The sequence below is a fragment of the Microbacterium sp. genome (assembly GCF_043427715.1).
GTDB lineage: Bacteria > Actinomycetota > Actinomycetes > Actinomycetales > Microbacteriaceae > Microbacterium.
Genome location: NZ_JBHWTD010000068.1, coordinates 1 through 19,565, shown reverse-complemented (window position 1 = coordinate 19,565; position 19,565 = coordinate 1). Strand labels below are relative to the sequence as shown.

Here is a 19,565-nt window from a genome sequence, read left to right as displayed (position 1 = left end):
ACACATGTCCACGGAGACCTTCCTCACCCAGGAGGCGTACGACCGCCTCGCCGCCGAGCTCGAAGAGCTGTCGACGACGGGCCGTGAGGAGATCGCCAAGCGCATCGAGGCGGCGCGCGAAGAGGGCGACCTGAAGGAGAACGGCGGCTACCACGCGGCCAAGGATGAGCAGGGCAAGCAGGAGGCGCGCATCCGCACCCTCCAGCAGCTGCTCAAGGAGGCCAAGGTCGGCGTCGCCCCCGAATCCGACGGCACGGTGCAGTCCGGCACGGTCGTGACCGCTGTCGTCGCCGGTGGCGAAGAGGTGTTCCTGCTCGGCAACCGCGAGATCGCGGCGAACAGCGAGCTCGACGTCTACAGCGAGGCCTCCCCGCTGGGTGAGGCGATCCTCGGGCTCAAGGAGGGCGAGAAGACCTCCTACACGGCGCCGAACGGAAAGTCGATCAGCGTCGAGATCGTGAAGGTCGAGACTTACGCGGGCCAGTGAGTGCGGCGGCTTCGGCCGCGGATCAGTCCGGCAGGACCGTCGGCTTGTAGCCGGCCTCCTGCAGGATCGCCAGCACCTGCGCACGGTGCTCCTCGCCGCGCGTCTCGACGCTCAGCTGCAGGATCACTTCGCTGATCTGCAGGCCCTGCCCGTGACGGGTGTGGAGCACCTCGATGACGTTCGCACCGACCGTCGACAGCAGCTCGGACACGCGCGCGAGCTGGCCGGGGCGGTCGGGCAGCGGCACCTGAAGGGTCATGTACCGTCCGGATGCCGCAAGACCGTGCGCCACGACACGCTGCAGCAGCAGCGGGTCGATGTTGCCGCCGGAGAGGATCGCGACGGTCGGGCCGGTGGGGATCACCTTTCCGGTGAGGATCGCCGCGACGCCGACGGCGCCGGCGGGCTCGACGACCTGCTTGGCGCGTTCGATGAGCACCAGGATGGCGCGCGCGATGTCGTCGTCGCTGACGGTGACGACCTCGTCGACGAGGTCGCGGATGATCTTGAAGGGCACGTCCCCGGGCCGCTTGACGGCGATGCCATCGGCGATCGTCGGGCTCGTCTCCGCTTCGATCGGTGTGCCGGCGGCGAGTGATACCGGGTAGCCGGCCGAGTTCTCCGCCTGCACGCCGATCACGCGGACGGTGCGACCCTCAGCCGCGGCGCGCGCCTTCACGGCCGCGGCGATCCCTGCGGCCAGTCCCCCGCCGCCGATGCCGACGAGCACCGTGTCGAGCCCGGGGATCTCGTCCATGAGCTCGAGCCCGAGAGTGCCCTGCCCGATCACGACGTCGCGGTGGTCGTAGGGCGGGATGAAGACGGCCCCGGTCCGTTCGGCGAACTCCTGCGCGAGCCGGAGCGGCGTCTCGAAGGTCGCGCCCTCCAAGACGACATCGGCGCCGTAGCCGCGGGTGGCGAGCAGTTTGGGAACGGGCACGCCCAGCGGCATGAAGATGGTCGCCGGGATGCCGAGCTTTTGCGCGGCGAGGGCGACGCCCTGCGCGTGGTTGCCGGCGGATGCCGCGACGACGCCACGGGCGCGCTCCTCGGCGCTGAGCCGGGAGAGGCGGTAAGTGGCGCCGCGGATCTTGAATGAACCGGTGCGCTGGAGGTTCTCGAGTTTGAGGAAGACCGGGGCGCCGAGGACGCCGGAGAGGTAGTCGGAGGCTTCGACGGGAGTGTGCGAGACCACGTCGCTCAACAGTGCGGCGGCGTCTTCGAACTCCGCGAGGGTCGGGTGGGTGATGGTGCTCTCCTCGGTCACGCGCGTCCCCTCGGGCGAGGGACGGTACTCCAGATCAGATCGGTCGGCAGGGGTTGCACGGGATGCTCCCACCCGCGACGCGACAGATACAGCCAGACCACGTTAGCGAAGGCGGCCAGGGGGACGGCGAAGACGGCGCCGGCGATGCCGGCGACCATCGCGCCTCCGGCCACGGCGAGGACGACGGCGAGGGGGTGCACCTTGACCGCGGCTCCCATCAGCAGCGGCTGCAGGATGTGTCCTTCCACCTGCTGGACGGCGAGGACGATGACGAGCATCCACAGGGCGATCCACGGGCCGTTGTAGACGAGCGCGAGGAAGACCGCGAGAGCGCCGGTGAGGACGGCACCGACGAACGGGACGAATGCGCCGAGGAAGACGAGCACGCCGATGGGCGCAGCGAGCGGCACGCCGAGGAGGAAGGCTCCCACCCCGATGCCGATGGCGTCGATCGTCGCCACGAGCAGCTGGGTGCGCGAGTAGTTGATGACGGTCTGCCAACCGGCCCGGCCGGCACCGTCGACGGCGGCACGGGCGCGCCGCGGGAACAGGCGGACGGTCCAGCGCCAGATCCCGCCGCCGTCGGCGAGGGTGCAGATGAGGATGAACAGGGCCAGCAGGACACCGGTGGCGACGTGGCCGAGAGTGGTGCCGATCGCGAGCGCGCCCGTCCAGAGCAGCTGGGCCTGTTCCTGCAGGATGCCGAACAGCTGGTCGATGGTGCCGTCGATCTGACCACCGGTCAGGTGAAGTGGGCCATCGATGAGGTAGTCGCGGAACTCGGCGAGGGCGACGATGGTGCGATCGCGGACGGCGGATGCCTCGAGGGAGATCTGCCAAACAGCGAGTCCGACCAGGCCCGAGGCGATCGCGAGGGTCACGACGACGGTCACCAGGACGGCGAGCCAGCGGGGAACGCGGTGTCTTACCAGAAGCGAGAAGAGGGGCCAGACCAGGGCAGTGATCAGGATGGCCGCGAGAAGCGGGATCACGAGGAGCTTCAGCTGGATGATGATCCAGATGAACACCGCGATCGCGGCGGCGACGACGAGGAAGCGCCATGCGTAGGCCGCAGCCAGCTGGAACCCGCGCGGAACCGTGGAGGAGATCTCGGTGGAGACTGTCCGCTGTGTCAGAGCGTCAAAGAACCCGCCGCGCCCTCTGCGCTCATCACTGCTCACGCAATCACCCTCCGGCGCGAAAGGGCGCCGCTCGTCGAACTCAGAACTGGATCCGCGGCGGCTCGGAGATCGCGGCGCCGTCGACGACCTCGAAGAACTCGCGCTCGGAGAAGCCCAACCGGCGGGCGAAGAGGTTGTTGGGGAAGACCTTGATCTTCGTGTTCAGCTCGCGGACGCCGCCGTTGTAGAACCGGCGCGAGGCCTGGATCTTGTCTTCGGTGTCGACGACGGCCTGCTGCAGCTGGAGGAAGTTCTGACTCGCCTGGAGCTGCGGATAGGCCTCGGCCACCGCGAAGAGGGACTTCAGCGCCTGCTGCATGTGCCCCTCGGCGACACCGGCGTCGGCCGGCGTCGTGGCCGACAGCGTCTCGGCGCGTGCCTGGGTGACGTTCTCGAAGACCGCCTTCTCGTGTGCGGCGTAGCCCTTCACCGCCTCGATGAGGTTCGGCAGCAGGTCCGCGCGCCGCTTCAGCTGCACGGTGATGTCGCTCCACGCCTCGTCCACCCGCACGTTCAGCGAGACGAGCGAGTTGTACGTCGCCCACAGGTAGATACCCGCGATCACCAGTACGCCGACGACCACGAGCAGTGGCACCAAGAAGTCCATGTCTCCCCCTCCGAACAAGCGGTCTTCATCCTATCCACGCGGGTCTTCACGCTGGCTGTGGATCCGCGTTGCGTCGTGTGACGGGGCCGATGTGCGCGGTGCGCGGGTGTGGGACACACTGGAGTCAATCGCAGCATGACGCGAAGCCTCGCGCCCGCTTTGCTTTCGGCTTTCGCGCCACGGCATCCTCCCCGGGCACGCGCTGCGGCTTTCTGAACATCGAGTCAGCAGGCCGTCTGGCCTGCCCGAGCAGAAACGGCTTGTCATGCGTCTCACTGAATCGTCCGCCCCCGTCTTCTCGATTGAGACGACGCGTTTCGACGAGGACTACCGTCCCGTTGACGGCACCCGCATCACGACGAACTTCGCGAACCTCGCCCGGGGTGAGGACCGCGAGGAGAATCTGCGGAACACGCTGCGAATGATCGATCGACGTTTCAACGACCTGGCGAACTGGGACAACGAGACCGGCGACCGCTACCAGCTCGAGCTCGACATCGTGACGGTGAGCGTCGACATCGACGATGCGTCGGGCGGGGGGTCGTTCCCGCTGATCGAGGTGCTGCATCCGCTCATCGTCGACACGAAGACCGGGCAGCGGATCGACGGGATCGTCGGCAACAACTTCTCGTCGTACGTTCGTGACTACGACTTCAGCATCGTGCTGCCGGCGCACAACGAGGGGCGGACGGGCTTCAGCGCACCGGACGACTTCGGTGTGCTGCACGGCAACCTGTTCAAGAGCTTCATCGAGTCGGACGCGTACGCGGAGCAGTTCGCGACGCCGCCGGTCGTCTGTCTGAGCGTGTCGACGTCGAAGACGTACCGGCGGTCGGCGAATGTGCACCCGATCCTCGGGGTCGAGTACACGAGCGAGTCGTCGCCGACCGATAACTACTTCGCGAAGATGGGGATGCGTGCCCGGTACTTCATGCCTCGCGGGAGTGCAGCGCCGCTGGCGTTCTACTTCGTCGGCGATCTGTTGGGCGACTACACGAACCTGGAGCTGATCGCGACGATCAGCACGATGGAGACGTTCCAGAAGATCTACCGGCCCGAGATCTACAACGCGAACTCGGCGGCGGGTGCGGTGTACCAGCCGAGCCTGACGGCGTCGGACTTCTCTCTGACGCGGGTCGTGTACGACCGCGAGGAGCGGAGCCGTCTGGCGGTGGTGCAGGGGAAGTTCGCGGAGGAGTTCTTCATGACGCCGCACGAGGCGACACTGCGGGAGTGGTCGGCCGGCTACTCCGCGCGGAACGACGACGAGCAGGGAGACCGATGATGACGAAGCTGTTGCCCACCTCCACCGCCGGGAGCCTGCCGAAGCCGTCATGGCTGGCGGAGCCGGAGAAGCTGTGGTCGCCGTGGCTGCTCGAGGGCGAGGACCTCGTCGAGGGCAAGCGGGATGCGCTGCGGCTGTCGCTGGCCGATCAGGCGCAGGCGGGGATCGACATCGTGAGCGATGGCGAGCAGACGCGGCAGCACTTCGTGACGACGTTCATCGAGCATCTCGACGGGGTGGATTTCGCGCAGCGGGAGACGGTGCGCATTCGCGACCGGTATGACGCGTCGGTGCCGACGGTGGTGGGTGCGGTGTCGCGGAAGCAGCCGGTGTTCGTGGCGGATGCCGCGTATCTGCGGGCGCAGACGTCGCAGCCGATCAAGTGGGCGCTGCCGGGGCCGATGACGATGATCGACACGCTGTACGACGCGCATTACAAGAGCCGCGAGAAGTTGGCGTGGGAGTTCGCGACGATCCTGAACCAGGAGGCGAAGGAGCTCGAGGCGGCGGGCGTCGACATCATCCAGTTCGACGAGCCGGCGTTCAATGTGTTCTTCGACGAAGTGAACGACTGGGGCGTGGCTGCGCTGGAGCGGGCGTTCGAGGGTTTGACGTGCGATGTGGCGGTGCACATCTGTTACGGGTACGGGATCAAGGCGAACACGGATTGGAAGGCGACGCTCGGTGACGAGTGGCGTCAGTATGAGCGGACGTTCCCGAAGCTGCAGGCGTCGGGGGTCGACATCGTGTCGTTGGAGTGCCACAACTCGCATGTGCCGATCGAGCTGATCGAGCTGCTGCGGGGGAAGCGCGTGATGGTGGGCGCGATCGATGTGGCGTCGTCGAAGGTGGAGACGCCGGAGGATGTCGCGGCGACGCTGCGGGCGGCGTTGCCGTACGTGGATGCGTCGCTGCTGTACCCGTCGACGAACTGTGGGATGGCGCCGCTGCCGCGTGCGGTGGCGCGCGGGAAGCTCGCGGCGCTGAGCGCGGGTGCGGAGATCGTTCGGCGGGAGCTCGCGGGCTGAGTCGGACGGATGCCGGTGGCGCGCGCGGCTGCCGGTGGCGCGGGCGGGTGCCGGCGACGCTCGCGCACCGCGATCGGTCTTCGCGAGCGCGGCCGCGCCGGACGAGGGCATCAGAACGGGGCGGGTGCGGTGAGCGGTGCGACGGCAGGAGTGAAGGCGACGGCCGGGGTGGGTGCGTCTTCGCGGTAGGTCCTGCCGAGGGGTGAGGTCCATTCGAGGACGCCACCCTTCAGTTGTCGGACTCGCCATGCGGTGAACTGCTTCATCGAGTGATGCCGCTGGCAGAGGTGCGCGAGATTCGACGTCTTCGTCGCGCCTCCGAGTGCGTGGTCGAGCGTGTGGTCGACTTCGCAGCGGATCGCGGCGGTGCGGCATCCGGGGAATCGGCAGTGTTGGTCTCGGCCTTGCAGGTAGCGGCGCATGGCGGTGGGCACGCGGTACGAGTCGACTTCGAGCACGGCGCCGGTGACGGGGTGGGTGATGAGCCGCTCCCAGATGGGGTTGCCGGCGGCGAGTTGGCGGGCGGTCTCGGCGTCGATCGGAGAGCGGCCGACGAGGTCGCAGGCGTCGCCGGTTCCGTTCAGCACGTGCGAGGGGATCACCACCTGGACGCGCGCGCGAATCGCACCGAGCGGCCCCGCGCTGGTGCCGCGGGTGTCGTCGAGGGCGGGCGGTCCGATGAGAAGGAGGTCGGCGAACAGATCTGCGCGGACCTGGTCCATCGTGCGGGCGTCGGTGGCGATGATCTCGGCGCGAGATGTCGCCTCGCCGCGCGCCGTGTCGTCGAACGATCCGGCACCAAGCGACGCTGCATCGATCCCGAAGGCGACGCCGTCTGACGTGGCGCCACTGGCGGCCGCCGCACGCTCGCCGCGGGTATCGATGATCGCTCGTCCCTGTTGGGTGAGCCGGTCGTGGATGCCCTCGGCGATCACCGTCGGCACGGTCGCGATCAGGTCGCTCATCCCGTCCCGCCCGGCCACGGTTCGCACGCATCGACCCGCCGCCGCTTCTTCGTGGCGTTGTGAAAAGGTGCGCGGATGCATGCGCTGTGCGAGCATCTCGAGTTCGGCGCGCACCCGATTCGGGGTGTCTCGTTCGCACCGGGAGATGGCGGCATCCGCGAATGAGGGACGCAGCTCGGGTGGCAGGACGGTCCCGGCATCCCTGATCACCATGACGTGACCGCGGACGATGGTGCCCGTCTCCCATGCGGCCATCGCGGCCGGGTAGTCCTCGACGATGGTGCGGGCTTCTTCCATGCGCCGTTGCATGGTCCGGTCGGTGACGCGTGCCACTCCCCCGAGTTCGGCGGCTATGGAACGCTCGACCATGTCGCGTTCGCGCACTCGTTGGGGTGATCCGGCGACGGCGCGATCAGCGAGCGCGGCGGCCGCGGCGAGCAAGCGGATCTCCTGGATCTGAGCCGCAGCGAGGGCGGCACCGATGCCCTCGGCCCCGTGGACGATCTCGGCCAGCGACGCGGTAAATGCGTCTGAACCGGGAGTGCCGTGGGGGCTTGTCATACCTCCATGATGGTGAGGGGGTCCGACATTGGGCGGCCGAATCGGCGCCTCAGAAGGCCCGGCCACATGAGGAATCTCTCATCTTCACCGAGGCGATGTGAGCGAGCACCGTGGCGACGTTCTCATCCTGCGAGAGCATCGAATCCAGCCGCAGACGCGCGCCCGTCCACTCAGTGAAAGCAGCCCTCCGCTCGACGACGGAGTCCCACGTCGGTTCAGGAAATCCGACGATGTCACGGCGACGCTCGGTCAGCCGGCGCCGATGCTCCGTTTCGTCGCTGCAGAAGACCTCGACGAACGCGAGCGGCTCCCCCAACTCCGCCGCGAGTGCCCCCCACTGACCGCGAGCGGCGACGGCGTCGTTGACCGCGTCGATCACGACGTCCAGCCCGAGGATCATCTGCTCGCGGGCGAGGTCTTCGGCGATGACGTACGCCGCGAGCCCGGTGGGCTGATCGCGCGCGACACCCGCGCGCCACATCGCCGCTTCGATCGGGTCGACCGAGAGCAGCGCGCAGCCGAGTGTGCGCGCGATTTCGCGGGCCAGGGTGCTCTTGCCTGAGCCCGGAAGGCCCGCCATTGCGATCAGCATGTTCCGATCATCGCCGACCGCATCCGCGCAGGCGACCCGAGATGCCGCGCGACTACGTTGCACAGGCTCACGCGGCGTTCAAGCCCCCTCCGCCAGATCACGCGCGTCTTCACACTCGTGTCCACCCGCTTGACGAAGGAGACGGATCATGAACACCCACACCCCCGCCGACCCCTCGGAGGCGCTGCGGCGATCGAAGCGCCCGAAGGCCGCGATCGCGGGACCCTACGGTCACCCATTCCACCCGGTGGCGGTCACGATCCCGATCGGGGCGTGGTCGGCAAGCCTGATCTTCGACCTGATCTCGTTCTTCGTCGACGACCCAGAGCCGTTCGTGGTGGGCGCGCGCATCCTGCTCGTGATCGGCATCGCGGGTGCCATGTTGGCCTCGGTGCTGGGCTTCATGGACTTCCTGACGCTCAGGCGCCACACGGCGGCGCACCGCACGGCGCTCATGCACATGGCGTTCAACTCCGCGGCGCTGGCGCTGTTCGTCGTGAGCGCCGTTCTTCGCTTCGATGGACCGGACACGGAGGTCGATGTGCTCGCGTTCGTCATCAGCCTCGTGGCGTTCGCCGCGGTCGGCGCCTCGGGATGGCTCGGTGGCAAGCTCGCCTATCACTTCGGCGTGCGCGTCGCCGACGAGTCGACGCAGATCGAGGGATTCCGTTGAGCGCCTGAGCGCGGCCCACGCGAACCCGCGTCGCCGGGGTGTCATAGGGTCGCAAGGGTGACTGGTCAGCGCACCCATCGGTATCTTCGACTGTCGCTCGTGGGTGTGGTGTTCGCGCTTGCGGTGGCGGTGACGGTCGAGACGGTGCGGACGGGTGTGCTGCTGCCGTCGATCAGCGACTACTACTACTCGCCCGCGGGCGGCGTGTTCTCGGCGGCGCTGGCCGCGACGGCGGTGGCGTTGCTGGCGTTGTCGGGGCGGGATCTGGAGTCGGTGCTGCTCGATGTGGCGGCGATCTTCGCACCGCTGATCGCGATCGTGCCGACGGGGTTCCGTCTCGAGCCGGTCGTGCCCGATGCGGTGATGCCGACAGTCCTGAACGGGGTGGCGACGTACCTCGTGGTTCTTGGCGCGGTGCTCGCGCTGGCGATCGTGCTCACGGTCCGCGGGCAGATTCCTTGGCGTCGCACCGTCGCGATCGGTTCGGTCGCGCTGGTCGTGGGTGTAGGCCTGGCGGTGCTCGCGTTCGCGCCGGGGCTGCGGGAGCAGTTTCCGTTCGCGGGTGGGGTGAACGTGCACCTGGCGGTGACGGTGTGCTTCTTCTCGGTGTTCGCGGCGATCCCGATCGTGAACGCGCTCCCCCGCACACGCGACCCGGCGGCACCTCGGCCGTCGCGCGCGGTGCGGGTGGTGTACTTCGTGATCCCGGTGGCGATGGTGATCGATCTGCTGTTGACGGTGATCATCGGCATCCGGATGCCGCATACCCCCGCCGTCTTCATCGGTGAAGCCATCGCGCTCGGGCTGTTCGCCGTGTTCTGGGCCGTGCAGACCGTCGAGCGGTGGGAGGCCGCTGACCCGCCGAGCCTCGTGGCGGGGCAGATCCGACCCGACCGGTGACATGTCCAAATGGACAGGTATTATGTCTCTGAAGACATATCGAGGAGTCATGGTCACCGCATCCACGCTCGTTCGAGCAGCCCGGAAGAGCAAGCGCCTCACGCAGGCCGAGCTTGCCGCACGCGCGCGCCTCGATCAGTCCGCGATCTCGCGTTCGGAGCGCGGCCGCGACGCCGAGTTCGGGACCATCGACCGACTTCTCGCCGGCGCCGGGCATCGCCTGTACGCGGCGCCGACGCGTCGAGATGATGCGGCGACCGTTGCCGCGGAGATCCGGGGTCGGCTCCGCGAAAAGGACCGCGCCGGCGCTCTTCGCGCACTGCTCCAGCTGAACGACAACCTCGTCGCGGAGAGCGGTCTGGTTCGCGGGGTACTGACACTCACCGAGCCTGAGCCGACCGGCGACGCCGCCTGGGATGCCGCTATCGCGGCGCTGGTGGAATGGCGACTGCGCGACGAGGGCCTCCCGACTCCCCCGTGGGCACACTCAGCAGACCGTACGCTGCAGAAGCGGCGGACGCTGGATGTGGATGCCGCAGATCCCGTTCCGCCTCTGTCTGCGGTGCCCGACACGTTCGCCAGCCGTGGCGTGCTCGTCTGGGCGGATACGTTCGCGAGCGTGTGAGCATGGCGGCCACGCTGAACCGGGACGACATCATCGCCGGCCTGCGTGATCTTGTGGCCGAGCTGCGCACTGCGGGCGAGGTCGCGGGGATCAGGTTGGTCGGTGGCGCCGCGTTGAGCTTGCAGTATTTCGACCGGCGACTGACGCAGGATCTCGACTCACTGCACGTGGAGCCCGGAACCGACAAAGCCGTGACTGCTGCGGCGGTCCGGGTCGCCGTTGCTCGAGGATGGTCATCAGATTGGCTGAACTTCAATGTCGAGCAAGTGGATGCGCTCCCGACACTCGGGCGTCGACCAGTTGAGTGGGTCACGATCTTCGAGGCGGACGGCATCGTGATCCAGGTCGCGTCGAAGGAGGCGCTCCTTGCGATGAAGCTTCGTGCCAACCGTCCGGGCCGCGACACAGACGACATCCGACAGCTCCTCGTGCTTTGTGATGTCAGCACGCTCGCCGAAGCCGAGGCGCTCTACGAGGACTTCTATCCCGGTGACGGGCTCACCGATCGAGCGGTGGCGATGGTGACGAGGATCTTCGAGCTGGGACTGCCTGCGCCAGCCGATGCGCCCGGTCCGGTCGATCTCGGCCCTGGTTCAGTCGATCGCCGCCGCTAGGCATCCGCGCCGGCTGGCAGCGCCATGCTCCCTAGACTCGAACGGATGACTGCCAGCCCGCTTCCGCGATCGCGCCGCGTATTCGGTTCAGTCCCCGCGGCTGCGGTGAAGGCGGAGTTGCTTCGAGTGCAGGAGAACGCGAGACCCCGTTCGCGGGGCGCACGCTTCTTCGGGCGATCCCCGCTGACCACCGACTCACGACCCTGGTACCTCGGAGCCCTCGGGGAGCTCGACGTCGCGAGACGGCTGGCTTCACTCGGCACGGATTGGTTTGTCCTCCACTCCGTTCCGGTCGGAACCCGGGGAAGCGACATCGACCATGTGTTGATCGGGCCGGCGGGAGTCTTCACCCTCAACACGAAGCATCACGCCGGCGGGCGCGTCTGGGTCGGTAGTCAGCGACTGATGGTCAACGGCCAGAAAACCGATCACCTTCGGAACGCTCGCTACGAAGCCTCGCGCGCCGAGCGACTGTTGCGGACCGCCCTTGGCGAGGAAGTCGCTGTTCGAGCGGTTGTGGTCGTCGTCGGGGCCGGCTCGGTCACGTACCGGGATCGGCCCGCAGACGTGTCGGTGGTCACAGCGCCGCAGCTCCTGCGATGGCTCCGGAAGCAGAACCCAGTCCTGGAGCCAGCAGAGGTATCTCGGATTTCAGAAGCGGCGTCGACGGATGCCACGTGGTCCGCGGAGCCCGGTCCGGTTGCCGACGAGTCAGCGTTCGCCGCTTTGCAGCAGGACGTCGAAGCTGCTCGGCGTGTGCGAATGACGTGGGGTGCCACAGTCGTCGTCGGGACTGCCGCTCTCGGCGCGCCGGTGGCTCTGGATCTCGTGAGCCGCCTTTTCGGAGGCTGACTCTCGCGCCGGCTCGCTATGCCCTCGCCACGCGGGTCGGCCGCCGCTCGAGCACTCCCCCACAGTTCGGGCACGCTCGGCCCGGGACCGTATCGACGCAGCCTGCGCACCGAGTGCACTCGTACGAGCAGATGTACGCCTCGCCGTCCGCAGCGGTGGCGGTTCAGCAGGACTCACAGTCCGGACGCATCTCGAGCATGGCCTGACCGTACCGAGAGGTGCCTCCTCGCTGCGACGGGCGCGACCGCCAGCCCTCGCGTGATTCCGGCCACACGCACTCGCCGCAGCCGCGCAAGCCCCCTACCGGGATCGCGATGGCAGGAGCAGGATGCCGCACATGGCAAGCATCCTTTCGATCGTGTGGGGCGTGCGCGACATCACTCGCAGCGTGGAGTTCTGGACTGCGGCGCTCGACTACGTGCCGAAGCGCGAGCCGGGCGATGACTGGGCGAGTCTCGTGCCGCGGGAGGGCACGGGCGTACAGCTGTCACTCATGCTCGTCGGGTCGGACAAGCCGCAACGGCACCATCTCGACATCGAGGCCGACGACCGCGCCGCCGAAGTCGAGCGGCTGGTCGGGCTCGGCGCCACCACGGTCGACGACTGGGACTACGAGGACGGCGCCGACTACATCGTCCTGCGCGACCCCGACGGCAACACCTTCTGCGTCGTCTCGAACGTCTCGACGTGAACCGATGTGCTTATTAGTTCAAGGGATAAGTAGCGAGGAGAGAGAAGTTACCTGGCCGCGCTCGAGTACGCGCCCACCGAAGCGACGACGCGCCACCTTTCGCGAAAGACGCGCCCTCCTAGGTGCAACCTCAGCGCCAGTCATCAATAGCAGGAGTCCACCAAATAGCATTAGGAAAACGACCCAGATCCACTGGGGGATCCAGACGAACGCCTCCTTGTCGATGTTGTAGCCAGCTAGTCCGACAATGAGGGAAAGAATGGCAAGAGCACCCGAGACAGCTCCAACCCCAAAAAGTGTGGGGCCGATGATGTTTTTCTCTTTGATTTCATGATAATAGGAGGTTAGGTTCAGGTCAGCTACCGGATTGTAACGCTCAACTTGCGGCACGCCATCGCAGACGAACTCGTAGTTCGCAGAGAAGTCCGGTCGTATAAGGCTCGGCTTAATCCGCACCACCGCTCCTTCACCGTCTGACTCAAAGTGAACCGACGCTCCCCCGGTCGACTCGTTGGCCACAAGCGAGTCCATTGAGATGCGGTTCTTAATCCGGTAAGTGAGATCCTTGCCATCGAATGAGTCACTACGAACATCTTTGGCACCCATTCGCCAAACGAAGAGGCTCACGTTGTACGGCTGCTCCATCTCTACCCCATGGACCGAGTGCCGCAGGCCGAACCTTTGTCCAACTTGTGCGTCGAGCGCCAGACCAGTCGCCGTGCAATCGACCCACAGCTCATGGTCACCGATGGCGTTGAACCACCGAACCCATAGCTGTGTAGCCACGACGCCCGCCACGGCACCCGCAATGAGCGTTACGACCCAGAACACGACATCCATCTGCCACCTCAGAGTCAGCCTAGCGATCGGAAGGAAGCGGAAGGGGTCGATCCGAGCACTCGGAGCACATCGAATCGATCCGCTAATCTCGGCCTGTGAGGAAGATCATCACTGAGTTGATCATAGGCATCGTGGCCGCAGTCGTCGCCACACTAGCCGTCGGCGCGTTTCAGCACACAGAACCAAAGATGCTGGAATGGATATTCGGGAGCATCGGAGGAGTGCTAGGGATGGTGGCGTTCTTCTTCGCGGCGAGACCGATAACGAAACGGGTCGAGAACTCGGATACCGTCTGGGACGGCTTCGCACTCCTGATTCTTTACCCCGTTGTCGGAACCTTATTCTCCGTGACGGGAGCGGCAATAGGGATGTGGCTGGCATCAGGCGTCCCTGGGTGACCGACCCACCTTCCTCCTATTCGACGGGCAGACCTAGACGAACCAATTGCGTCCTACGCCCGACGCGCTAATGTTTTGCGACTTCTCAACGCTTGCCAGTTGCGTTCTGTTCCGGCAGCGCGTCTTGCAGTGGTCAATCTTCCTGCAGATACCTGAGAATGATTGTTCGTGGACTTGGCTTTCAAATGATTCGGGCCTAAGGGATTCGTTACGTACCCCCGCTGGGACTCGAACCCAGACTGAAGCGATTTTAAGTCGCCTGCCTCTGCCATTGGGCTACGGGGGCCCTCCGCCAGCGTAGCCGCCGGCCACGGGCGCGCCTCACTCGAAGCAAGAGCCCGGCACCTCGGCATCCACCGACCAAACGACGAACCCCGCCGGGCACAAGGCCAGGCAGGGTTCGATCGAGAGAGAGGTCAGGCCTTGGCGGCCCCACCGGCGACGGGTGCCTTCTCACCGGCGACGCTCTTCGGCTCGATGGCCGGAGCGGGCGCGGCCGGGCGCGGGCGGGCGGCGAACTCCTCGAACACGTAGCGCGGGTTCTGCAGCGTCTCCATCGAGACGTTGTCGCGACCGAGCCACAAGTTCTGCCACCAGTCGCCGACGACGCGGAACTTGCGCTCCCACGAGGGCATCGCCAGACCGTGGTAGCCGCGGTGGGCGACCCAGGCGAAGAAGCCCTTGATGGCGATCTTGCCGGACTGGAAGACACCGTTGTACAGACCGAGACCTGCGACGGCGCCGAGGTTGTGGTGGATGTACTCGGTGGGGACCTCGTCGCGGAGGACGGCGACGAGGTTCTTCGCGAGGAGCTTGGCCTGACGCACAGCGTGCTGGGCGTTGGGCACGCAGTAGCCGCCGACGCCCTTGCCCGTGAGGTCGGGGACAGCCGAGATGTCACCGGCGGCCCAGGCACCCTCGACGATCTCCTCAGCCGTGCCGACACGGAGGTCCGCGCGGGTGCGGATGCGGCCGCGCTCCTCGACGGGGAGATCGCTGCCGCGGACGACGGTCGGGTTCGCCATGACGCCGGCGGTCCAGATGATGACGTCGGTCGGGATGATCTGACCCGTCGAGAGCTCGACGTTGCCGTCGACGGCGCCGGTGACTTGCGTGTCGAGGTGCACGTTGGCGCCGCGCTTGGCGAGGTCCTTGAGAACCCACTCGCTCGTCTTCAGCGACACCTCGGGCATGATGCGACCCATCGCCTCGATGAGGTGGAAGTGGGTCTCTTCGAACGTGATGTTCGGGTACGACTTCAGCAGGGCGCTCGCCAAGGCGCGCGTCTCTGCGAAGACCTCGATACCGGCGAAGCCGCCGCCGACGACGACGACGGTGAGCAGGCGCTCGCGCGCGGGCCCGGGCGGGAGGTTCGCGGCACGGTCGAAGTTGGTGAGGATGCGGTCACGGATCGCGACGGCCTCCTCGATCGTCTTCAGTCCGATCGCGTTGTCGGCGATGCCGGGGATCGGGAACGTGCGGGAGACGGCGCCGGCGGTGACGACGATCTGGTCGTACGTCTCCTGCCACGGCTCGCCGACCTCGGGCGTGATCGTCGCCGTCTTGTTGGCGTGGTCGATCCCGGTGACCTTGGCGACCACGACACGCGTGCGCTTGAGGTGGCGGCGGAGACCCACCACGACATGACGAGCCTCGATCTCACCCGCAGCCACCTCGGGGAGGAACGGCTGGTACGTCATGTACGGGAGCGGGTCGACGATCGTGACCTCGGCTTCGCCGCGCCGCAGGTGCTTCTCCAGCTTCCACGCGGTGTAGAAGCCTGCGTAGCCTCCTCCGACGACCAAGATCTTGGGCACGGTGTTCGTCACAGTCGGAAGTACTCCTTGATTAGCGGCTCGGCGGTCGCGGGGTGCGCGCCGATCGGATGCGCCGGGCAGCAGCGGTGACCCCGAGCACGACAAGTATAGTCCCCAGGCTCAGACCGACGAGCGGCACGGTGCCGTACCGCAGGGTGTCGGCGGTCGGGAGCAGGGCGGAGCGCGCCGCGGTGGGCGGTTCGGGCTCGGGCAGCGGCGCCACCGTTACCGGGGTCGGCGTGGGCGTCGGGTTCGACGGCGCGGCCGCGCGCCGGTAGAGACGGATCCACTCGCTGAGCGATCCCATCGGGTTCTCCGACACGACCGGCACGCTGCGCGTGACGGCGGCCGCGGCGTTGATCGTGCCGTAGCCGTACAGGGCGCTCGGCACGCTCACCTGCTGCGGTGCGGGATCGGCGGTGCGGATGATCCGGTTGATGACGTTCGCGGCATCCAAGTCGGGATGTGCCGAACGCACCAGCGCCGCGATGCCCGCGACGATGGGCGCGGCCCCGCTCGTGCCTTCCCAGATCACCAGGTCGCCGTTGGCGGAGAGTCCGAGAAGCTCCTCACTGGGTGCGGAGATCCCGATGGTGATGCCCTGAGTGGATGCCGTGTTGCTGGCGCGACGGTCCCGGTCGACCCCTCCGACGGTCAGGACGCCCGGGATCGTCGCGGGCGCACCCACCTGATCTGTGCCGCTCTCGCGGTTGCCTGCGGCGACGACCACGACGACGTCGTTCTCGAAGGCGTAGAGGAACGCGTCGTCCCACGCCCGGTTCCAGTCGAGGGTGTTCGTCGTGAAGGACAGGTTGATGACGTCGGCGCCGTGGTCGACCGCCCATCGCATCGCCTCGGCCACCTGATCGACGAACGGCACCGTCGCGGACTCGCCGAAACCGATGGAGAGGGACAGCAGCTCAGCCCGGGGGGCCACGCCGACCATCCCCTTGCCGGCGCCGGTGCCGCGCGCGGCGGCGAGCGATCCCACCCAGCTGCCGTGGTCGGCATCGGCCTCGCCGATGGGCGTGCGGCCGTTGGGCGTGCCGATCCCCGAAAAGTCCGCTCCCCCGACGACGGCTGGCTCGAGCTCTTCTGCGCCCTCACCGATCCCGGTGTCGATCACGGCGATCGTCGTGCCCTGACCCTGGGTCGTCTTCCAGGCCTCCTCGATGCCGTACTCGTCCAGCCAGTACTCCATGGAGCGCACCGGATCGACCTCGGGGGTGGCCTCCGGGGCCGCGGCTGCCCCGAGCATCACGGTCGTCGCCGCCACCAGGGCTGCAGCGAGCGTGACGCGGGCGGATCTCATCCGGCGTCCTCGCCGGGCTCGGCGCACGTGCACCGTTCGGGAGACCAGTCGCCGCGGGCGAGTGCGCGGTCGCCGATGGGGTTGACGCCGGGGCCGGCCGCAAGGGCGTGCGCGGCGAGGGCGTGCAGACACTTGACGCGAGTCGGCATCCCACCGGCGGAGATCCCGGCGATCTCCTCGACCTCTCCGAACACGGCGCGGTCGGCGAGGTAGGCCTCATGGGCGCGGGTGTACGCCTCTGCGAGGCCTTCCTCGTCGGCGAGCTCGTCCGAGAGCTCGCGCATGACCTGCGTCGCTTCCAGCGCCGACATCGCTGCGGTCGCTCCGGGGTGGGTCAGGTAGTAGAAGGTCGGGAACGGTGTGCCGTCGGGCAGGCGCGGCTCGGTGGCGACCACGGTGGGGTTGCCGCAGACGCAGCGCGCGGCGATCCCGACGACTCCCCGCATGGGGCGTCCGAGCTGCGCGCGCATGGTGGCGTGGTCGACGTCGGTGGCAGGGGTCAGGGTCGGGTGAGGCACCCGTCAAGGGTACCCGCGGTGCCCCGCTGCTGCTCAGTCGGCGACGACGGTGCGCGCGAGTCCCGCTTCGGCGACCGAGCGCAGCAGCTGGGTCATCCAGTCGGGCTTCGCCTCTTCGACCTCATCGCTGATGGGATCCTGTTCGGGCGCCAGGATGCCGCCGGGCACATCGTCCGCGACGAGGTAGACGACCTCTCCGGGACGCATGTAATACAGCCGCTCACGCGCCTGCGCGGTGATGTACGCCTCGTCGTTCCAGCGCTCGCGCTCTGCCTCGAGCTCGGCGACCTCGTCGCGGGTCGCCTGGACCGACTCTTCGAGCGCGGCGATCTGCTGACGCTGGTCGACATATGTGCCCACGGTCGGCACCAGGACGAGCGCGGCGAGCACGACGAGCCCCAGCATGATGCCCATGAAGCCGGAGATGCGGACGCCCCCGACCCAGTCGCGGACGTCGACGCGTCGCTTCTCGGAACGGGGGCGGGAACGAGAAGAGGGAGCCGTCGGTCTGTCCACGGCTCCCCCTTCCTCGTTCAGTGTCTGGTCGTGCGCCTTACGCGGTGAAGCGCGGGAAGGCGTCGGCGCCGATGAACTCCGCGGCGTCGCCCAGCTCCTCCTCGATGCGCAGAAGCTGATTGTACTTCGCGACGCGCTCGCTGCGAGCGGGCGCACCGGCCTTGATCTGACCCGCGTTCACGGCGACGGCGAGGTCGGCGATCGTCGTGTCCTCGGTCTCGCCGGAACGGTGCGACAGCATCGACGTGTAGCCGGCGCGGTGCGCGACCTCAATGGCATCCAGCGTCTCCGAGAGCGTGCCGATCTGGTTGACCTTCACCAGCAGCGAGTTCGCGGCGCCGCGCTTGATGCCGTCGGCCAGGCGTGCCGGGTTGGTGACGAACAGGTCGTCGCCGACGAGCTGCACCTTCTTGCCCAGACGCTCGGTGAGGGCGGTCCAGTTCTCCCAGTCGTCTTCGGCAAGCGCGTCCTCGATCGTGACGATCGGGAACGAGTCGACGAGGTCGACGTAGTAGTCGGTGAGCTGCTCGGCGGTCCAGTCCTTGTTCTCGAGGCGGTAGACGCCGTCGTTGAAGAACTCGGTGGCGGCGACGTCGAGACCCAGGGCGATCTCGGAACCGGGGGTGAAACCGGCCTTCTCGATCGCCTTGACCAGGAAGTCGAGGCCCTCGCGGTTGCTGGGGAGGTCGGGGGCGAACCCGCCCTCGTCACCCAGGCCCGTCGCGTAACCGGCGGCCTGCAGCTCCTTCTTAAGGACCTGGTAGACCTCGGCGCCCCAGCGGAGCGACTCGGCGAAGGTCGACGCACCGATCGGCGCGAGGAAGAACTCCTGCATGTCGATGCCGTTGTCGGCGTGCTCGCCACCGTTGATGACGTTGAACAGCGGCACGGGGAGGACGCGCGCGTTCGGTCCGCCGAGGTAGCGGAACAGCGGCAGGTCGGCGCTGTCAGCGGCGGCCTTGGCGACGGCGAGGGAGACGCCGAGGATGGCGTTCGCACCGCAGCGCGACTTGTTCTCGGTGCCGTCGGTCTCGATGAGGATCTCGTCGATGATGCGCTGCTCGCTCGCATCGACGCCCTCGATGGCCGGGCCCAGCTCGTCGATGACGGCGGCGACGGCCTTCAGGACGCCCTTGCCGCCGAAGCGGGTCTTGTCACCGTCGCGCAGCTCGTACGCCTCGAAGGCGCCGGTGGACGCTCCGGAGGGGACGGCTGCGCGCTGGACGATCCCGTCGTCGAGCAGCACCTCCACCTCGACGGTCGGGTTGCCGCGCGAATCCAGGATTTCGCGTGCGCCTACTGCCTCGATCAATGCCACGGGGGTGTCTCCTTGCTCGTGGAGGATGGAACGGGAGCGTCATCGGTCCGCTCCCCGAGTCTAGTGAGATGCCGGATGCCGCACAGCGACGCCGACGCACTCGGTCACGCCGATGCGGTCTCGTCGGTGAGCAGGGCGATCGCGATGCCGTCCCATCCCTTGCGGTCGAGGGTCTGCAGCGCGGTGGCATCGAAGCGGGGGTCGTCGCGGAGCATCGCAAGCCCCGCACGGACACCGTCGACCTGGGCACCGGCATCCGTCTCCACGACCCGCCCGGATCGGACCACGTTGTCGACGACGACGACCGCGCCGGGGCGGCCGAGTCGGGCGGCCCAGTCGAGGTAGATCGTGTTGGACTCCTTGTCAGCGTCGATGAAGACGAGGTCGAACGGCGCGGCATCCTCGAGCGTCGGCAGCACATCCGCACCACGGCCGACGCGGATCTCGACCTTCTCCCCCACACCCGCCCGATCGATGCTCGCCCGCGCGACGGCGGCGTGCGCGGGCTCGGCCTAGTT

21 protein-coding genes, 1 tRNA gene and 2 pseudogenes are annotated in these 19,565 nt (G+C 67.6%); 10 read left to right on the top strand and 14 right to left on the bottom strand.

Annotated features, from left to right (window positions below; translation table 11 throughout):
• Window positions 1–4: 4 nt before the first annotated feature.
• On the top strand, window positions 5–487 hold the full coding sequence (gene greA / locus ACHFGS_RS07215) for a transcription elongation factor GreA (protein WP_394278832.1): 483 nt from the start codon (window positions 5–7) through the stop codon (window positions 485–487).
• 22 nt (window positions 488–509) lie between these two features.
• Here the strand turns inward: greA and ilvA are convergent, their stop codons facing one another.
• Genes ilvA through ACHFGS_RS07200 form a run of 3 tightly spaced genes read right to left on the bottom strand, consistent with a single transcriptional unit; the run spans window position 510 to window position 3,542 of the window.
• Window positions 510–1,754, bottom strand: a complete 1,245-nt coding sequence (ilvA, locus tag ACHFGS_RS07210) for a threonine ammonia-lyase (protein WP_394278831.1) — start codon at window positions 1,752–1,754, stop codon at window positions 510–512.
• Window positions 1,751–2,935, bottom strand: a complete 1,185-nt coding sequence (locus ACHFGS_RS07205; protein ID WP_394278830.1) for an AI-2E family transporter — start codon at window positions 2,933–2,935, stop codon at window positions 1,751–1,753. Before ACHFGS_RS07205 ends, ilvA begins: the two co-directional genes overlap by 4 nt.
• Window positions 2,936–2,975: 40 nt before the next feature.
• Window positions 2,976–3,542 carry a LemA family protein gene (locus ACHFGS_RS07200; RefSeq protein WP_394278829.1) on the bottom strand — a complete coding sequence of 189 codons (567 nt, stop codon included), beginning with the start codon at window positions 3,540–3,542 and terminating at the stop codon, window positions 2,976–2,978.
• Window positions 3,543–3,807: 265 nt separating this feature from the next.
• On the opposite strand from ACHFGS_RS07200, the gene ACHFGS_RS07195 reads away from it, so the two are divergent.
• Together ACHFGS_RS07195 and ACHFGS_RS07190 are read left to right on the top strand one after the other, a co-directional pair.
• Window positions 3,808–4,827: a putative oxygenase MesX gene (locus ACHFGS_RS07195; RefSeq protein WP_394278828.1), complete on the top strand. Its 1,020-nt coding sequence runs from the start codon at window positions 3,808–3,810 to the stop codon at window positions 4,825–4,827.
• A complete protein-coding gene (locus ACHFGS_RS07190; protein ID WP_394278827.1) occupies window positions 4,827–5,855 on the top strand; it encodes a methionine synthase in 1,029 nt (342 codons plus the stop codon). The genes ACHFGS_RS07195 and ACHFGS_RS07190 overlap by 1 nt, the downstream gene beginning before the upstream one ends.
• Before the next feature lie 110 nt (window positions 5,856–5,965).
• Here ACHFGS_RS07190 and ACHFGS_RS07185 read toward each other — a convergent pair whose 3' ends face one another.
• Window positions 5,966–7,381, bottom strand: coding sequence for a DUF222 domain-containing protein (locus ACHFGS_RS07185; RefSeq protein WP_394278826.1), 1,416 nt, complete (start codon window positions 7,379–7,381; stop codon window positions 5,966–5,968).
• A gap of 49 nt (window positions 7,382–7,430) precedes the next feature.
• On the bottom strand, window positions 7,431–7,973 hold the full coding sequence (locus ACHFGS_RS07180; RefSeq protein WP_394278825.1) for an AAA family ATPase: 543 nt from the start codon (window positions 7,971–7,973) through the stop codon (window positions 7,431–7,433).
• A gap of 148 nt (window positions 7,974–8,121) precedes the next feature.
• On the opposite strand from ACHFGS_RS07180, the gene ACHFGS_RS07175 reads away from it, so the two are divergent.
• The 5 genes from ACHFGS_RS07175 to ACHFGS_RS07155 are packed head-to-tail and all read left to right on the top strand — an operon-like array spanning window position 8,122 to window position 11,637.
• Window positions 8,122–8,646, top strand: a complete 525-nt coding sequence (locus ACHFGS_RS07175) for a DUF2231 domain-containing protein (RefSeq protein ID WP_394278824.1) — start codon at window positions 8,122–8,124, stop codon at window positions 8,644–8,646.
• Between the two features lie 57 nt (window positions 8,647–8,703).
• On the top strand, window positions 8,704–9,546 hold the full coding sequence (locus tag ACHFGS_RS07170; RefSeq protein WP_394278823.1) for a hypothetical protein: 843 nt from the start codon (window positions 8,704–8,706) through the stop codon (window positions 9,544–9,546).
• A gap of 49 nt (window positions 9,547–9,595) precedes the next feature.
• Window positions 9,596–10,171, top strand: coding sequence for a helix-turn-helix domain-containing protein (locus tag ACHFGS_RS07165; RefSeq protein WP_394278822.1), 576 nt, complete (start codon window positions 9,596–9,598; stop codon window positions 10,169–10,171).
• Between the two features lie 2 nt (window positions 10,172–10,173).
• Window positions 10,174–10,785 carry a hypothetical protein gene (locus ACHFGS_RS07160; protein WP_394278821.1) on the top strand — a complete coding sequence of 204 codons (612 nt, stop codon included), beginning with the start codon at window positions 10,174–10,176 and terminating at the stop codon, window positions 10,783–10,785.
• A gap of 24 nt (window positions 10,786–10,809) precedes the next feature.
• Window positions 10,810–11,637: a nuclease-related domain-containing protein gene (locus tag ACHFGS_RS07155; protein WP_394278820.1), complete on the top strand. Its 828-nt coding sequence runs from the start codon at window positions 10,810–10,812 to the stop codon at window positions 11,635–11,637.
• 16 nt (window positions 11,638–11,653) lie between these two features.
• On the opposite strand, the pseudogene ACHFGS_RS07150 reads toward ACHFGS_RS07155, so the two are convergent.
• A pseudogene (locus tag ACHFGS_RS07150) lies at window positions 11,654–11,776 on the bottom strand (DUF1272 domain-containing protein); the annotation flags it as partial.
• 198 nt (window positions 11,777–11,974) lie between these two features.
• Between ACHFGS_RS07150 and ACHFGS_RS07145 the strand changes: the two are divergent.
• Entirely contained in the window at window positions 11,975–12,328 is a 354-nt protein-coding gene (locus ACHFGS_RS07145; protein WP_394278819.1) for a VOC family protein, read from the top strand.
• 18 nt (window positions 12,329–12,346) lie between these two features.
• Here ACHFGS_RS07145 and ACHFGS_RS07140 read toward each other — a convergent pair whose 3' ends face one another.
• Complete coding sequence (locus tag ACHFGS_RS07140; protein ID WP_394278818.1) at window positions 12,347–13,168, bottom strand: hypothetical protein; 822 nt, start codon at window positions 13,166–13,168, stop codon at window positions 12,347–12,349.
• A 95-nt stretch (window positions 13,169–13,263) separates the two neighbouring features.
• On the opposite strand from ACHFGS_RS07140, the gene ACHFGS_RS07135 reads away from it, so the two are divergent.
• A complete protein-coding gene (locus tag ACHFGS_RS07135) occupies window positions 13,264–13,566 on the top strand; it encodes a hypothetical protein (RefSeq protein WP_394289306.1) in 303 nt (100 codons plus the stop codon).
• Between the two features lie 213 nt (window positions 13,567–13,779).
• Here ACHFGS_RS07135 and ACHFGS_RS07130 read toward each other — a convergent pair.
• The 7 genes and pseudogenes from ACHFGS_RS07130 to ACHFGS_RS07100 all read right to left on the bottom strand — a co-directional run.
• Window positions 13,780–13,852: transfer RNA gene (locus ACHFGS_RS07130), tRNA-Leu, on the bottom strand.
• A 130-nt stretch (window positions 13,853–13,982) separates the two neighbouring features.
• Window positions 13,983–15,383: an NAD(P)/FAD-dependent oxidoreductase gene (locus tag ACHFGS_RS07125; protein WP_394289313.1), complete on the bottom strand. Its 1,401-nt coding sequence runs from the start codon at window positions 15,381–15,383 to the stop codon at window positions 13,983–13,985.
• A 31-nt stretch (window positions 15,384–15,414) separates the two neighbouring features.
• Entirely contained in the window at window positions 15,415–16,695 is a 1,281-nt protein-coding gene (locus ACHFGS_RS07120) for a S8 family serine peptidase (RefSeq protein WP_394289305.1), read from the bottom strand.
• Complete coding sequence (locus ACHFGS_RS07115) at window positions 16,692–17,165, bottom strand: DUF501 domain-containing protein (protein WP_394279637.1); 474 nt, start codon at window positions 17,163–17,165, stop codon at window positions 16,692–16,694. The genes ACHFGS_RS07120 and ACHFGS_RS07115 overlap by 4 nt, the downstream gene beginning before the upstream one ends.
• Before the next feature lie 81 nt (window positions 17,166–17,246).
• Window positions 17,247–17,729 (bottom strand): septum formation initiator family protein, encoded by a 483-nt coding sequence (locus tag ACHFGS_RS07110; RefSeq protein ID WP_394279618.1) that lies wholly within the window; start codon window positions 17,727–17,729, stop codon window positions 17,247–17,249.
• Between the two features lie 37 nt (window positions 17,730–17,766).
• A complete protein-coding gene (gene eno, locus ACHFGS_RS07105) occupies window positions 17,767–19,047 on the bottom strand; it encodes a phosphopyruvate hydratase (RefSeq protein ID WP_394279619.1) in 1,281 nt (426 codons plus the stop codon).
• A gap of 104 nt (window positions 19,048–19,151) precedes the next feature.
• A pseudogene (locus ACHFGS_RS07100) lies at window positions 19,152–19,559 on the bottom strand (O-methyltransferase); the annotation flags it as partial.
• Between the last annotated feature and the right edge of the window lie 6 nt (window positions 19,560–19,565).